General features: G+C 58.9%; 16 protein-coding genes. 10 read left to right on the plus strand and 6 right to left on the minus strand.

The genetic code is table 11. The features are described from left to right. Positions 1 to 96: 96 nt before the first annotated feature. Positions 97 to 738: a phosphoribosylanthranilate isomerase gene (locus tag NIM86_RS06125; protein ID WP_253380033.1), complete on the plus strand. Its 642-nt coding sequence runs from the start codon at positions 97 to 99 to the stop codon at positions 736 to 738. Between the two features lie 73 nt (positions 739 to 811). Here the strand turns inward: NIM86_RS06125 and NIM86_RS06130 are convergent, their stop codons facing one another. Next, entirely contained in the window at positions 812 to 1,444 is a 633-nt protein-coding gene (locus NIM86_RS06130) for a hypothetical protein (RefSeq protein ID WP_253380035.1), read from the minus strand. A 90-nt stretch (positions 1,445 to 1,534) separates the two neighbouring features. Between NIM86_RS06130 and NIM86_RS06135 the strand changes: the two genes are divergently transcribed. The 8 genes from NIM86_RS06135 (at position 1,535) to NIM86_RS06170 (ending at position 8,090) form a co-directional block, all read left to right on the plus strand. Continuing rightward, positions 1,535 to 2,116 carry a TetR family transcriptional regulator gene (locus tag NIM86_RS06135; RefSeq protein WP_256478340.1) on the plus strand — a complete coding sequence of 194 codons (582 nt, stop codon included), beginning with the start codon at positions 1,535 to 1,537 and terminating at the stop codon, positions 2,114 to 2,116. Between the two features lie 163 nt (positions 2,117 to 2,279). Further along, positions 2,280 to 3,467 carry a tryptophan synthase subunit beta gene (gene trpB / locus NIM86_RS06140; RefSeq protein ID WP_253380756.1) on the plus strand — a complete coding sequence of 396 codons (1,188 nt, stop codon included), beginning with the start codon at positions 2,280 to 2,282 and terminating at the stop codon, positions 3,465 to 3,467. After that, positions 3,464 to 4,153 carry a DUF4145 domain-containing protein gene (locus NIM86_RS06145; protein ID WP_253380039.1) on the plus strand — a complete coding sequence of 230 codons (690 nt, stop codon included), beginning with the start codon at positions 3,464 to 3,466 and terminating at the stop codon, positions 4,151 to 4,153. Before trpB ends, NIM86_RS06145 begins: the two co-directional genes overlap by 4 nt. Continuing rightward, positions 4,150 to 4,467, plus strand: a complete 318-nt coding sequence (gene cutA, locus NIM86_RS06150) for a divalent-cation tolerance protein CutA (protein WP_253380041.1) — start codon at positions 4,150 to 4,152, stop codon at positions 4,465 to 4,467. Before NIM86_RS06145 ends, cutA begins: the two co-directional genes overlap by 4 nt. After that, positions 4,464 to 5,294 (plus strand): tryptophan synthase subunit alpha, encoded by an 831-nt coding sequence (gene trpA / locus NIM86_RS06155; RefSeq protein WP_253380043.1) that lies wholly within the window; start codon positions 4,464 to 4,466, stop codon positions 5,292 to 5,294. The genes cutA and trpA overlap by 4 nt, the downstream gene beginning before the upstream one ends. 107 nt (positions 5,295 to 5,401) lie before the next feature. Next, positions 5,402 to 6,349, plus strand: coding sequence for an acetyl-CoA carboxylase, carboxyltransferase subunit beta (gene accD / locus NIM86_RS06160; RefSeq protein WP_253380045.1), 948 nt, complete (start codon positions 5,402 to 5,404; stop codon positions 6,347 to 6,349). 4 nt (positions 6,350 to 6,353) lie between these two features. Next, on the plus strand, positions 6,354 to 7,709 hold the full coding sequence (locus NIM86_RS06165) for a folylpolyglutamate synthase/dihydrofolate synthase family protein (RefSeq protein WP_253380047.1): 1,356 nt from the start codon (positions 6,354 to 6,356) through the stop codon (positions 7,707 to 7,709). A 3-nt stretch (positions 7,710 to 7,712) separates the two neighbouring features. Next, on the plus strand, positions 7,713 to 8,090 hold the full coding sequence (locus tag NIM86_RS06170; protein ID WP_253380048.1) for a hypothetical protein: 378 nt from the start codon (positions 7,713 to 7,715) through the stop codon (positions 8,088 to 8,090). A 3-nt stretch (positions 8,091 to 8,093) separates the two neighbouring features. Here NIM86_RS06170 and NIM86_RS06175 read toward each other — a convergent pair whose 3' ends face one another. The 5 genes from NIM86_RS06175 to NIM86_RS06195 all read right to left on the minus strand — a co-directional run bounded on the left by NIM86_RS06175 (position 8,094) and on the right by NIM86_RS06195 (position 12,453). Next, positions 8,094 to 8,798, minus strand: a complete 705-nt coding sequence (locus NIM86_RS06175; protein ID WP_253380050.1) for a glutathione S-transferase family protein — start codon at positions 8,796 to 8,798, stop codon at positions 8,094 to 8,096. A 93-nt stretch (positions 8,799 to 8,891) separates the two neighbouring features. Next, the gene (locus tag NIM86_RS06180) at positions 8,892 to 9,506 is read right to left on the minus strand and encodes an alpha-ketoglutarate-dependent dioxygenase AlkB (protein WP_253380051.1); all 615 of its coding nucleotides are present in this window, start codon (positions 9,504 to 9,506) and stop codon (positions 8,892 to 8,894) included. A 38-nt stretch (positions 9,507 to 9,544) separates the two neighbouring features. Continuing rightward, on the minus strand, positions 9,545 to 10,138 hold the full coding sequence (locus tag NIM86_RS06185; protein ID WP_253380053.1) for a TetR/AcrR family transcriptional regulator: 594 nt from the start codon (positions 10,136 to 10,138) through the stop codon (positions 9,545 to 9,547). Between the two features lie 171 nt (positions 10,139 to 10,309). Next, complete coding sequence (gene arfB, locus NIM86_RS06190) at positions 10,310 to 10,765, minus strand: alternative ribosome rescue aminoacyl-tRNA hydrolase ArfB (RefSeq protein ID WP_253380055.1); 456 nt, start codon at positions 10,763 to 10,765, stop codon at positions 10,310 to 10,312. A gap of 83 nt (positions 10,766 to 10,848) precedes the next feature. After that, on the minus strand, positions 10,849 to 12,453 hold the full coding sequence (locus NIM86_RS06195) for a phosphoenolpyruvate carboxykinase (RefSeq protein WP_253380057.1): 1,605 nt from the start codon (positions 12,451 to 12,453) through the stop codon (positions 10,849 to 10,851). A 370-nt stretch (positions 12,454 to 12,823) separates the two neighbouring features. Between NIM86_RS06195 and NIM86_RS06200 the strand changes: the two genes are divergently transcribed. Next, entirely contained in the window at positions 12,824 to 13,531 is a 708-nt protein-coding gene (locus NIM86_RS06200; protein ID WP_253380059.1) for a response regulator transcription factor, read from the plus strand. The last annotated feature ends 4 nt before the right edge of the window (positions 13,532 to 13,535 follow it).

The raw sequence follows: 13,535 nt of genomic DNA on the forward strand, positions 1-13,535 counted from the left end.
TTGCACTGCAATGTGGAAAAGCATAGATTAGCGTTGCGCATTCGTTCGATGGGACGGGTGCGCTTCTTTCTTGTTTACGGGTCGGAGCAAAAATCGATGGATGTCAAAATCTGCGGGCTCGGCACCGAGCAGACGGTGGATGTCGCCATCGCCTCGGGCGCCAGTCATGTCGGCTTCGTGTTTTATCCGCTATCTCCGCGCCATGTCGGCCCGTCCCATGCCGGCGAGCTTGCCAAGCGCGCCAAGGACCAGCGCGTCAAGGTTGTCGCGGTTACGGTCGATGCCGGCGACGGCATGCTGGACGCCATTGTGGAAGCCATTTCGCCGGACATGCTGCAGCTTCACGGCAAGGAAGAGCCGTGGCGCGTGGATGAGATCAAGGACCGCTACGAACTGCCGGTGATGAAGGCGATATCTGTCGAAACCGCTGACGATCTGGCGGGGATCGATGAATATGCGGAGATCGCCGACCGGCTGCTGTTCGACGCAAAAGCGCCAAAAGGCTCCGCGTTGCCTGGCGGCAATGGCGTTGCTTTCGACTGGTCGATCCTCAGGAATGTTAAAGGCGACTGGTTCCTTTCGGGCGGTCTTTCGCCGGAAAATGTCGGCGCTGCTCTGGAGGCCTGTTCGCCGGGCGGTCTCGACGTGTCGTCAGCGCTGGAGAGCGCGCCAGGCGTGAAAGACCCCGACCGCATCCGCGCCTTCTTCGCCGCCATCCGCGAAGCTGAAGCGGCCTGACTTTAGGCGACTGCCTATACGAGAAAATCATACACCCATATCGCGATGGGTGTATGCGCCGATGATCGCGATCCTAGTTCATCGTCAAGGCTAGAGAGCCCATGAGCACAACGGCGAAGCCGATTGTGGTCTGGATTGCCAACCGAACGGAGCCGATCAATCGCGCAAGCAATAGCGGCCCAAGTAACCAGTAAAGTTGTGCTGTCAAAAATCCTGGAAAATAGTCGCCTGTCGTAAAAACCCAGTAGGTATGGGCGATCGCGTTACCGATTGCGCCATAGACCGTGAAAAACAGGACTGGGATTAGAAGAAAGCGTTTCTTTGCCTCGAACGCCAGTATGAACGCGAGCACGAAGACGCTGTAAGAGATCATATTGATCTCGACAAAAAACTCAGCCGAATAGGCGGCACTGCCGAATAGTTCCGGAAAGCGTGTTCGAAACCCAGTCAGATACTCTTCGGTGAAATGGATGAACTGCCAAGCCAGCGCCCCGAAATAAAGGGGGTAGAGTCCAGGCCCATCTGGCAGTGATTTCTGCTGTTTCATCTTCCACAGCAGTCCCCAGGCAAAAATCAGCCCGGGTACAAATGTGCCAAGAAGCGGCAACCCGCCAAACCAGACGAAAAAAGTCGCCATCACAATCGTTATGGCCGCGCCGAAGATCAGGTCGCGGTGCGTGATTGGATCGGTCTCTTCCCGGTTCATGGCGCCGTCCCTGCTTAAAAGTCAACATGTGTTGACTTCACCTAGTAAGGCTGACTTGATTTTGTCAACGTGCGTTGGCAAAATTCCGCTATGGAGATTCAGAAGAGACGGGAATCTAAGTCGGCACGCACCCGCAGGGCGATCCTATCGTCGGCACGACGCTTGTTTTTCGAAAGGGGCTATGATGGCGCGACGGTGCGCCAAATTGCCGAAGCGGTGCCCATCGATCCCTCGATGATCATCCGATATTTCGGTTCGAAAGAGCAATTATTTGCCGACGCGACGGTCGTCGACCTTCGCTTTCAAGACTTCGGACCGTTTCCCGGCGATGATATCGGTCGCTTATTGATCGAACATTTTCTCGATCTATGGGAAAATGAGGATGGAGACCTAGGGCTGGCCATCCTTCTGCGGTCGTCGGCTCACAATGAGGAAGCCCGAACGAAGATCCGAGAGATATTCGCCCAGCAGGTCATTCCTCTTATCAGCCGCATCGACCCGCTGGATGCCGAACGCCGCGCAGGCATGATCGTCAGCCAATTGTTCGGACTGGCGCTCTGTCGGTATATTCTTGAGCTATCGCCTATTTCCGCCATGCCACGCGACGACATCGTCCAAATATTCGGTCCGACCATCCAGCACTACGCCGTAGGCGGCACATCAACAGCCTAGCCGGCGGACAATCCGGGCAACGCTCCCGTTGCTCCCTTTGGCCGCTTTCGCTAGAACGCGCCTTTAGCCTGCCGTTAATATGCGGCAATGTGACCCGATCTCCGGTTCCAGTGAAAGTCCGCGCCCCGTGAATTCTCCCCAGACGCCCAATTCCTTCCGCGCCATGCCCGACCCGGAGGGCATGTTTGGCATTTTCGGCGGCCGTTTCGTCGCCGAAACGCTAATGCCTCTGATCCTCGATCTGCAGAAAGAGTGGGACAAGGCCAAGACCGACCCGGGCTTCCAGGACGAACTGAAGCACCTCAACACCCATTATACGGGCCGGCCATCGCCGCTCTATTTCGCCGAGCGGCTGACCGAGCATCTCGGCGGGGCGAAAATCTATTTCAAGCGCGACGAGCTGAACCATACCGGCTCTCACAAGATCAACAATTGCCTCGGCCAGATCCTGCTCGCCAAACGAATGGGCAAGACGCGCATCATCGCCGAGACGGGCGCCGGCCAGCATGGCGTTGCCTCGGCCACGGTCGCCGCGCGCTTCGGCTTTCCTTGCGAAGTCTATATGGGCGCGACCGATGTGGAGCGGCAGGCGCCCAACGTTTTCCGCATGAAGCTGCTCGGCGCGAAGGTTCATCCGGTCACCGCCGGTCACGGCACGCTTAAGGACGCGATGAACGAGGCGCTGCGCGACTGGGTGACAAATGTCGAGGACACCTATTATCTGATCGGCACCGCCGCCGGTCCGCACCCCTATCCGGAGATGGTCCGTGATTTTCAGAGCGTGATCGGCGCGGAGACGAAAGAGCAGTTGCACGCCGCTGAAGGGCGTCTGCCCGACATGCTGGTCGCGGCAGTCGGCGGAGGCTCTAACGCCATTGGCCTCTTCCACCCCTTCCTCGACGACAAGAGCGTTCAGATCGTCGGCGTCGAAGCCGGCGGCAAGGGCCTCGACGGCGAGGAACATTGCGCCTCGCTCACAGCCGGATCGCCGGGCGTGCTGCATGGCAACCGCACCTATCTGCTGCAGGATGGCGACGGGCAGATCAAGGAAGGTCACTCCATCTCCGCCGGCCTCGACTATCCTGGCATCGGGCCGGAGCATAGCTGGCTGAAGGAGAGCGGCCGGGTGGACTATGTGCCGATAATGGATGACGAGGCGCTGGAGGCCTTCCAGCTTCTGACGCGCGTCGAAGGCATCATCCCGGCCCTGGAGCCGAGCCACGCACTGGCCGAGGTCATCAAGCGCGCGCCGAAGATGGACAAAGACCAGATCATCGTGATGAATCTGTGCGGCCGCGGTGACAAGGACGTCTTCACTGTCGGCAAGATGCTGGGGTTCGATCTGTCATGAGTTCTGCCGATAGGCTTAGAGCTGACTGTCCAGAATGCGGCACACACAAATGGCTATATGTTAAGGCGACCTATGATCAGGCTCTCAAATTTGAACAAACAGATATTTATATAAATCACTTTATATTAGAATGTGCCGGATGCGAAAGTGTTGTTTATGTTCGTCGATCAGCAGATAGCGAATTTTTTTATATTTCCGCGGACGGCGAACAGGAATTGGAGGTAACGCAGATACAGTTTCCGAAAGTTTCTCCCGACGGTCATGAATCACCAAAATGGCTACCAGAGCTTCTGTACGTAGATAAGACGCTCTTTAAAGTTACAACGCAAACTTACGATGCTCTGAGCGCCGGAAGTCTTCTTTTTGCCTCGGTCGGGTTTAGGACTATATTCGATTACGGATCTACTCTTTTAGGTGCAGATAGTTCACTATCCTTTTCAGGAAAGCTCAGTAAGCTTGTGTCTCTGGGCAAAATTGGCGCTGAGGAGAAAATTAACTTAGAAACCGTGGTGGAGGCGGGTAATGCATCCATACACCGGGCTTGGCAACCAAAAGGCGATGATATCCGAGTTTTGCGGAATGTATCAGACGCATTTGTGTATAGAAATTTTATTCTTAACCGTGACGTTTTGGGTATTTCCAAAAAAATCCCTCCGAAGAAGAGATTGGGTCCATTGAGTTCATGATCGAGGTTCACGTCACCACCCATTCGCGCGATACCGCGCTGAAGCTAGCGCAGGAGGTGCTCGCCGAGCGGCTCGCGGCTTGCGCCAATATCATCGATGACGTTACTTCGCTCTATTGGTGGGAAGGGCAGATCGCCCATGAGAAGGAATCTCTCGTCATCTTCAGGACGAGCGCGGCCCGTGCCGACGCACTCACCGGCTTTATCGCCGAGCAGCACGATTACGACCTGCCCGCCATCATCCGCCACGAGCCGGTGACGCCGACGCCGGAATATAGCGACTGGGTGGAAGAAGAAACGAAAGCCGACAAATGAACCAGACCCGTATCGACCGCCGCTTCGCCAGATTGCGCGAAGAGGGCCGGCCTGCACTCGTGACCTATTTCATGGCCGGCGATCCCGATATGGAAACGTCGCATGCCGTCATGGCTGCCCTAACGAAGAGCGGCGCCGATGTGATCGAACTCGGCATGCCGTTTTCCGACCCGATGGCGGACGGCCCAACCATCGACATGGCCGGAAAGCGGGCGCTCGCGGGCGGACAGACCCTGCCAAAAACGCTGGAAGTGGCCCGCCGTTTTCGCGAAGACGACGACGAAACGCCGATCGTGATGATGGGCTACTACAACCCCATCTATATTTATGGGGTCGACCGCTTCCTGGCCGACGCGAAAACCGCCGGGATCGACGGTCTGATCGTCGTCGACCTGCCGCCGGAGATGGACGAGGAACTCTGCATCCCGGCGCGCGATGCCGGCATCAACTTCATCCGCCTCGCCACGCCGACTACGGATGAGAAACGCCTTCCCAAGGTGCTGACCAACACGTCCGGCTTTGTCTATTACGTCTCGATGACGGGCATCACGGGATCGAACCTTTCAGTAGATACGAGCGGTGTCAGCGAGGCGGTGAAACGCATCAAGGCCCATACTGACCTTCCAGTCTGCGTCGGTTTCGGCGTCAAGACGGAAGAACAGGCCCGCGCCATCGGTGTTGCGGCGGATGGCGTCGTCGTTGGCTCGGCCATCGTTTCGGCCATGGCCGCCGCGCCATCGCCAGAGGCGGCCGCCGATGCCGTCTCCACACTCGTTACCGGCCTTGCGAGGGGTTGCGCGTCGGCCCGCACGGTCGTCAGCGCATAATCGGTCTGAACAACGCCATGTTTGTCATTGGCATTGGCCAGTCCTACGTGTGACACTAAAGCGGTCACTCGACCATCGCCGGGAGCCGGATCAGCCGGAGGCAAAGCATGAACTGGATCACCAATTACGTACGCCCGCGCATCAATTCGATGTTCGGCAAGCGCGACATTCCCGACAATCTCTGGATCAAATGTCCGGAGACGGGCGAAATGGTCTTTCACAAGGAACTGGAAGAAAACCACTGGGTCATTCCCTCCTCCGGCTACCATATGAAAATTCCGGTCGATGCGCGGCTGAGGAGCTTTCTCGACGATCAGTGGTATGAGCGGCTGCAGCTGCCCTCCGTGCCGCAGGACCCGCTGAAATTCCGGGACGTGAAGCGATATACCGAGCGTCTGAAGGAATATCGCAGCAAAACCGGCCTGGACGATTCCGTGGTCGTGGCGCTTGGCTCAGTTGAGGACGTGCCGGTTGTCGTCGCCTGCCATGACTTCACCTTCATGGGCGGCTCCCTCGGCATGGCCGCGGGCGAGGCCATCGTGACCGGCATCATGAAAGCCATTGAGTTCAACCGGCCCTTCATCATGTTCGCCGCATCCGGTGGCGCGCGCATGCAGGAAGGCATTCTGTCACTCATGCAATTGCCGCGCACCACGGCTGCTGTGGACATGCTGCGCGAAAAGGGCCTTCCCTATATCGTCGTGCTGACCAACCCGACGACCGGCGGCGTCTCCGCCTCCTACGCCATGCTGGGCGATATTCACATCGCCGAGCCGGGTGCGGTGATCGGCTTTGCCGGCAAGCGGGTCATTGAACAGACAATCCGCGAAAAGCTGCCCGACGACTTCCAGACCGCCGAATATCTGAAGGCCCACGGCATGCTCGACATGGTGGTGCCGCGCCACGAATTGCGGCCGACGATCGGCCGCATTCTGCGGATTCTGCTGAAACTGCCGCCTCTGATGGATGACGCCGCACTCGAACCCGAAGGTCAGAACGACTTTGTCCCGGCAGCGGGTGACAAGCCAGCGGCGGATGAGCCGGCGGCGGCCTGACGCAATGGACGTCAACACCGACCCCAACCGGACGGACGATCGCACCGAGCGGGCCATCGCGCATCTCATGGGCCTTCACCCGAAAGGGTTCGACCTATCGCTCGACCGGATCGGCCGGCTGATGGAGCGGCTGGGCAATCCCCATATGCATCTGCCGCCGGTCATTCACATCGCCGGAACCAACGGCAAGGGCAGCGCATCGGCTTTCTGCCGCGCCATGCTGGAGGAGGCAGGGCTTTCCTGCCACGTGCACACCTCGCCGCATCTGGTCCGCTGGCATGAGCGCTTTCGCCTTGGCGGGCGCGGTGGCGGCCAGCTCGTCGATGACAAAACGCTGGCCGATGCCCTCGACCCGGTCGCAGACGCCAATCGCGGCGAGCATATTACCGTCTTCGAACTGCTCACCGCGACCATGTTCGTGCTGTTCGCGGAGCATCCGGCCGATGTCGCGGTGATCGAGGTCGGTCTTGGCGGGCGCTTCGACGCGACGAATATCATTCAGCGCCCGGCAACCAGCCTGATCATGCCGGTCGCGCTGGACCATACGGCGTGGCTCGGAGACCGCGTCGAACTGGTCGCCGCCGAAAAGGCTGGTATCATCAAGCCGGGCTGCCCGGTCGTCATCGGCGCGCAGATGCAGGATGCCGCACGCGACGTGCTGGTCGAAACGGCGGACCGGCTGGAATGCCCAACCAGCGTCTATGGGCAGGATTTCGTGGCGTTTCCCGATCAGGGCCGCTTCGTTTATCAGGATGGCGACGTGCTGTTCGATCTGTCCATGCCGCGCCTTCTGGGCCGGCACCAGCTGGCCAATGCGGCGGCGGCCATCGCGGCGGTCCGGAGCGCCGGTTTCGACATCGGCCATGGCGCCGTCGACCGGGCCATGCAGAGCGTACAGTGGCCCGCCCGCATGCAACGTCTGTCGCGCGGAAAGCTGGTTGATCTTGCGCCGGAGAATTGTGAGATCTGGCTGGATGGCGGGCACAATCCCGCTGCCGGGCAGGCCGTCGCCGAAGAGCTTGCGGCCCGCAACGAGATCGACGACCGGCCCGTTTTCATGATCGCCGGCATGATCGACACGAAGGACCAGACGAACTTTTTCCGCCAGTTTACGGGGCTGGTGAAGCGTGTGTTCACCGTGCCAGTGCCGCAGACCGACGCGTCCGTGCCCAATGACGAACTGGCGGCGAAGGCCAATGAAGCGGGGCTGCCGGCCGAGCCGATCCACTCGGTCTCCAACGCGCTTCGCCTTCTGGCGGATAACCAGGAAATCGACGATGTGCCGCCGCGCATCCTGATCTGCGGTTCGCTCTATCTCGCCGGCGCTGTGCTGAAAGAGAACGGGACTGTGCCGGAGTAGATAATGAATAAACTCGAAGAATCATATGCGATCATTGGGGAAACGCTTTCACTACTTGCTGAAGGCGGACTTCTATCGCGTGATCTGCATCCCGATCAGATAAAATGCTCGTTAGACCGAGACTTGAAATCCGACGTTTTTCACTGGATGAAGAACGAAGGCATTCTGTCCTATAAGGCTAGTATGCTGGACTCAACCTTATGCGGAGCTCAGATAACTTCTGTAGGCATAGCACTTTTACAGGACAGAACGTTTTTCGATAACGAGTCGATTGCCGACGTTATACCCTTAGAAGGATCGGGTATTAGCGAGGATCTATTGATTAAAATTGGCAGTTTTGTCGGTTCGACGTTGGGAGGCTTTACTAAATCTCTCGGTTAGAGGCTAACCATCCGGGCTTGGGATCGTTAGCGCCTTCTGGCTGGCGGGGCGGTCGAGGCAGCGATTGAGCCAGCGGGTGACGTTTTCCGACTCCGTCAGGCCCAGTTCGTCGCCAGCCTTGTAGAAATCGCGAACGCCCCGAACCCAGGGCCACGTCGCGATATCGGCGATGGAATAGGTGTCGCCGGCCAGATAGGCCTTGCCTTCCAGCGCCTCGTCGAGGACACCCATCAGGCGACGGCTCTCATTGGTATAGCGCGTGCGCGGGTCTTTCTCGCCAAGATCCGTCTTCTCCGCATCGCGGTACTGGCCGAATTGTCCGAACATCGGCCCGACGCCGCCCATCTGGAACATCAGCCATTGCAGGATGTGATAGCGTTCCGGTTCGGTCGCGCCAAAAAAAGCGCCGGCCTTGTCCGCCAGATAGATGAGAATGGCGCCGCTCTCGAACAGCGGCAGCGGCTTTCCGTCCGGGCCGTTCGGGTCGATAATCGCCGGAATCTTATTGTTCGGATTGAGCGACAGAAATTCTTCGCTCTTCTGTTCGCCATTCAGGCGGACCAGATGCGGCTCATAGTCGAGACCCGTCTCTTCCAGCATGGCCGACACCTTGATGCCGTTCGGCGTCGGAAAGGAGTAGAGCTGGATCGCATCGGCGTTTTCCGGCGGCCATTTCGCGGTGATCGGGAAGGCGGAGAGATCGGTCATGGACAATCCTCTGAGGGTTCGATGCGCCTGCAGATAGGAGGCGGACCACCTTGTGCAACGCAGTACCTGCAGGGGAGAAGGCGAAGAGCGACGCTAAGCTGATTTCGTTACGCGGCGAAGGGTGAGGTTCAGACGGCCGCCACCCTTCAGCAGGGAAGACGAACCGGGGATTATTCGGTCGACGCCATGCCGCGCCATCCGTCCCTCGCCGCCAAGAATGACAATATCGCCGCTCGACAGCCGGAACGAGCATGTGCGCCCGCCATCTGCCGCACCGACGCGAAAGATCGCCGTGTCACCCAGCGAGATCGACAGGACCGGCGCGCGCGCCTCTTCTTCATCCCTGTCCTGGTGCAACCCCATCCGGGCGGCATCGGTGTAAAAATTGATCAGGCAAGCCTCCGGCGGATCGGTCCATTCGGCATATCTGCTCCACAGGTCGAGAAGGCTTTTCGGCATGGTTGGCCAAGGCTCGCCGGTCGTCGGATGCGTCGGCTGATAGCGATAGCCGTTTTCCTTGTCCGTCACCCAGCCGAGAGGGCCGCAATTGGTCATGCGCACGCTCATCGGCTTGCCGGTTCTGGGCATATGAGGCGTGTAAAGCGGCGCTTGGGCGACGACCCCACGGACATCCTGCAACAGCGCTGTCTGTGCAGTCCGGTCGAGGGCTTCCGGTATGTAGCGGACGCCATCCGGGAGGGTCTTCATGCTTGGCCGCTTTCGGTCAGATCGCTCTTTGTCTCGGTCTACATGGCCGCCTGGCGCAGCTCGGCAACGGGCTCCGATGACTGCAGCAGAGGACCGAGCGTTGCAAGACATGCGCGGAACGGCGCAACGTCTCTGCGAATGCGCGAATAGACGATCGCGCCTTCCAGCGTCATCAATACCGTGATGGCCACTTCATCCGCCTGCTCGACCTTATGCATTCTGAGGAAGTCGGCATAGTAGGACACGATCTCCCTGTTGGAACGCAGCAGAGTTTCGATCAGCTGAGCCTCCGGTTCGCCGAGGCCGGTGCCAAGCGTTGAAATGACGACACCCTCCCCAAATTCGGTTCGGACCAGCCAATTGCTGCATTTGTCGCAGAGAAAGGACAGATGCTCGATGGGCGACATACGGTCTTCAATCGCCTGTTCGAAGAGCTTCAATATCCGCGCCGTCAGGGATTGCACCGCCACACAGGCGAGGTCCGGCTTTCCCTTGGGAAAATGATGATAGAGCGAGCCTTTTGGCGCATTGGCCTGCGCCAGGATTTCCGCGACGCCTGTGGCGTGATAGCCGCGGCGCTTGAACAGCGTCAGGGCGGCGTAGAGAATGCGCTCTCGGGTCTTATGCGGCATAGGATGGTGTTCTTCTCATTCACGCCCCTTTTGCAATGTTCCGCGACGCAGCGGAAAGCGGACCTGAAGCGGTTGCACCCTATATATTCACCTGTCAATATGTGTATTGGGCTAAGGTGATACGCTCAATTCAAGCAAGCGGACCTCGGCCCCAATCGTCAGAGCGGTCTCTCAGCCGCGCGGCGGCTGGCGAAGCTTCTTGATTTCGCCGCGCTGTGTCTTCGCTTTCAGGCGGCGTTCGACGGAGCCTCTGGTCGGCCGTGTCCGCCGCCTTTTCTTCGCGGGCGGCGCGGATGCCTCCCATAGCAGGTCGGCGAGGCGCTGGCGCGCGGCGATGCGGTTGGCTTCCTGCCGGCGTTCCTCCTGCGCCTCGATCACGAGTTCGCCGTCCTTCGTGGCACGGTTGCCGGCCAGCTCCAGAAGACGCCGCTTCGTTCGCTCATCGAGCTTTCCGGCATGAGCCGGCGTCAGGCGCAATTGCACAGCGGTCGCGTTTTTGTTGACGTTCTGGCCCCCGGGGCCGGAAGCAGCAATGAACTTTTCGCTCAGTTCGTGAGGAAAGATCGCATTGCCGCGCTGGCCGCGCAGCGGATCGTCAATCGAACGGATGGTCGGAGAACGCGCCATGGCGCCTATTTGCATCAGAACCGGCAAAAGAAAAAGGCCCGGCCTTAAGGGCCGAGCCTGTCCTCCCGAAGGATGAATTTTGCCTATTCGGCGGCCATCCGCACCGTCGGCGCTGCATCGTTGACGGCGTCGTCGACATGAGGGGCGAATTTCCGGAAGTTTTCGCGGAACATCTCAACCAGTTTGGCCGCCTGCTTGTCATAGGCATCGGCATCGGGCCATGTACCGCGTGGAACGAGCAGATTATCGTCCACACCCGCAACCGAAACCGGCACTTCGAAGCCGAAGAACGGATCGATACGGAACTCAACCTCGTTGAGCGAACCATCCAGGGCTGCCGACAGCAATGCGCGCGTCGCCTTGATCGGCATGCGGCTGCCAACCCCATATGCGCCGCCTGTCCAGCCCGTGTTGACCAGCCAGCAGGTCACGCCATGTTCGGCGATCTTCTTGCGCAGCAGATTGCCGTATTCACTCGGATGACGGGGCATGAACGGCGCGCCGAAGCAGGTGGAGAATGTGGCTTCAGGCTCGGTGACGCCCTTTTCAGTGCCAGCCACCTTGGCCGTATAACCGGAAAGAAAGGTGTACATGGCCTGCTCGGGCGTCAGTCTTGCGATGGGCGGCATCACGCCGAAAGCGTCCGCCGTCAGCATGATGATATTCTTCGGATTGCCGGCCCGCCCGGTCTCGCTTGCATTCGGGATGAAGTGCAGCGGGTAGGCGCAGCGGGTGTTCTCCGTCAGCGAATCGTCGTCGAAATCGGGATCGCGGTTTTCATCGAGAACCACATTCTCGAGCACTGTTCCGAAACGCTGCGTCGTGGCGTAGATTTCCGGCTCGGCTTCTTCTGAAAGACGGATCGTCTTGGCATAGCAGCCGCCCTCGAAATTGAAGACGCCGTCATCGCTCCAGCCATGCTCGTCATCGCCGATCAGTGTGCGCGACGGGTCGGCCGAGAGCGTCGTCTTACCTGTGCCAGAAAGGCCGAAAAAGACGGCCGTGTCGCCTGCCGGGCCTTCATTGGCAGAGCAGTGCATCGGCATGACATTCTTTTCCGGCAGGATGTAATTGAGAGCGGTGAAGACGCTCTTCTTCATCTCGCCGGCGTAAGAGGTGCCGCCGATCAGAACGATCTTGCGATCCAGATCGCACGCGATCACGGTCTCGGTCCGGCAGCCATAACGCTCCGGATCGGCGCGGAAGCTCGGCAGGTCGATGATCAGCATTTCCGATTCGAAAGATGCAAGATCGCTACGGTCGGGGCGGATCAGAAGATTGCGGATGAAGAGATTGTGCCAGGCATATTCGGAGATGACGCGAACATTCAGCCGATGGCGCTCATCCGCCCCGCCCGCCAGATCCTGAACGAATAGATCCTTGCCGACGATATGCGCCTTGAAATCCTCGAACAGCATCTCGAATGCTTCCGGGGACATGGGCTTGTTGTTGTCCCACCAGATTTTTTCTTCGTTTTCCGGCGTGCGAACAACGAATTTGTCCTTGGCCGAGCGGCCCGTATGCTGGCCGGTCTCCGCAACCAGCGCACCTCCGCTCGTCATCTTTGCTTCGTTGCGGCGAATCGACTCTTCGTAGAGTTGGGCTTCGCTTAGATTGTACGCAACCGATGCGGCGCCCTTCAGGCCCTGGCTATCGATCGGCTTATTGAACGTTCCGGTCGTCGTCATTGCACTGATCCATTTGCTAGCCGCTGGCGGCGTTCCTCCATACCGCGTCTGCAAGTGCAAACCGGCGATAGCGCTCGCTACTGACAAACTCTTGCGGTCATTTCAAATATTTAATCGATTAGCGATTTTGGAAAACGCCTTAATCGATTAACGCCGCCTTTCGAGGGACGGAACCCTAGCGCAATAGGGCTTTGCGTGTGCTCGCCGTGTCGGTAACGGCTGCGATCGAAGCCATTCTTTGCTCCAAGGTCGGGCGGAGAAGACCGCCTCCCCTCTGTTCATCGCCACATTTTGTACCACATTCGTCCGGCATGCCGCCGGTCTGTGCTAAGACCGGGACACCCGAATGAACGCTAGGGAAAGGTTCGACATGACGACCATCGCACTCGTCGATGACGACCGAAACATCCTGACCTCCGTTTCCATTGCCCTGGAATCCGAAGGCTATAAGGTCGAAACGTATACGGATGGCGCGTCCGCGCTGGACGGCCTTCAGGATCGACCGCCCAATCTGGCCATTTTCGATATAAAGATGCCGCGCATGGACGGAATGGAGCTACTGCGTCGGCTTCGTCAGAAGTCCGACCTGCCCGTTATCTTCCTGACGTCCAAGGACGATGAGATCGATGAACTGTTCGGCCTGAAGATGGGCGCCGACGATTTCATCAAAAAGCCGTTCAGCCAGCGTCTCCTGGTAGAGCGGGTCAAGGCGGTACTACGCCGCGCCATAGCGAGGGAGGCCGCCGCTTCCGGTAAGGCAGGCCCGGACGCCGCCTCATCGATGGAGCGCGGCCAGCTCGTCATGGATCAGGAGCGCCATACCTGCACATGGAAAGGTGAGCCGGTGACGCTGACTGTCACGGAGTTTCTCATTCTCCATGCTCTGGCGCAGCGGCCTGGCGTCGTGAAAAGCCGTGACGCTCTGATGGATGCCGCCTATGATGAGCAGGTCTATGTCGACGACAGAACGATCGACAGCCATATCAAGCGGCTGCGCAAAAAGTTCAAAGCCGTCGACGATGAGTTCGACATGATCGAGACCCTTTATGGCGTCGGTTATCGCTTCAGAGAAGTCTAAACCG

It is taken from the genome of Notoacmeibacter sp. MSK16QG-6, assembly GCF_024158145.1.
Classification (GTDB): domain Bacteria; phylum Pseudomonadota; class Alphaproteobacteria; order Rhizobiales; family Rhizobiaceae; genus Notoacmeibacter.

Coding starts and splice junctions, on each gene's coding strand:
- NIM86_RS06125 (WP_253380033.1), top strand. CDS start 97: ATGGATGTCAAAATCTGCGGGCTCGGCACCGAGCAGACGGTGGATGTC.
- NIM86_RS06130 (WP_253380035.1), bottom strand. CDS start 1,444: ATGAACCGGGAAGAGACCGATCCAATCACGCACCGCGACCTGATCTTC.
- NIM86_RS06135 (WP_256478340.1), top strand. CDS start 1,535: ATGGAGATTCAGAAGAGACGGGAATCTAAGTCGGCACGCACCCGCAGG.
- trpB (WP_253380756.1), top strand. CDS start 2,280: ATGCCCGACCCGGAGGGCATGTTTGGCATTTTCGGCGGCCGTTTCGTC.
- NIM86_RS06145 (WP_253380039.1), top strand. CDS start 3,464: ATGAGTTCTGCCGATAGGCTTAGAGCTGACTGTCCAGAATGCGGCACA.
- cutA (WP_253380041.1), top strand. CDS start 4,150: ATGATCGAGGTTCACGTCACCACCCATTCGCGCGATACCGCGCTGAAG.
- trpA (WP_253380043.1), top strand. CDS start 4,464: ATGAACCAGACCCGTATCGACCGCCGCTTCGCCAGATTGCGCGAAGAG.
- accD (WP_253380045.1), top strand. CDS start 5,402: ATGAACTGGATCACCAATTACGTACGCCCGCGCATCAATTCGATGTTC.
- NIM86_RS06165 (WP_253380047.1), top strand. CDS start 6,354: ATGGACGTCAACACCGACCCCAACCGGACGGACGATCGCACCGAGCGG.
- NIM86_RS06170 (WP_253380048.1), top strand. CDS start 7,713: ATGAATAAACTCGAAGAATCATATGCGATCATTGGGGAAACGCTTTCA.
- NIM86_RS06175 (WP_253380050.1), bottom strand. CDS start 8,798: ATGACCGATCTCTCCGCCTTCCCGATCACCGCGAAATGGCCGCCGGAA.
- NIM86_RS06180 (WP_253380051.1), bottom strand. CDS start 9,506: ATGAAGACCCTCCCGGATGGCGTCCGCTACATACCGGAAGCCCTCGAC.
- NIM86_RS06185 (WP_253380053.1), bottom strand. CDS start 10,138: ATGCCGCATAAGACCCGAGAGCGCATTCTCTACGCCGCCCTGACGCTG.
- arfB (WP_253380055.1), bottom strand. CDS start 10,765: ATGGCGCGTTCTCCGACCATCCGTTCGATTGACGATCCGCTGCGCGGC.
- NIM86_RS06195 (WP_253380057.1), bottom strand. CDS start 12,453: ATGACGACGACCGGAACGTTCAATAAGCCGATCGATAGCCAGGGCCTG.
- NIM86_RS06200 (WP_253380059.1), top strand. CDS start 12,824: ATGACGACCATCGCACTCGTCGATGACGACCGAAACATCCTGACCTCC.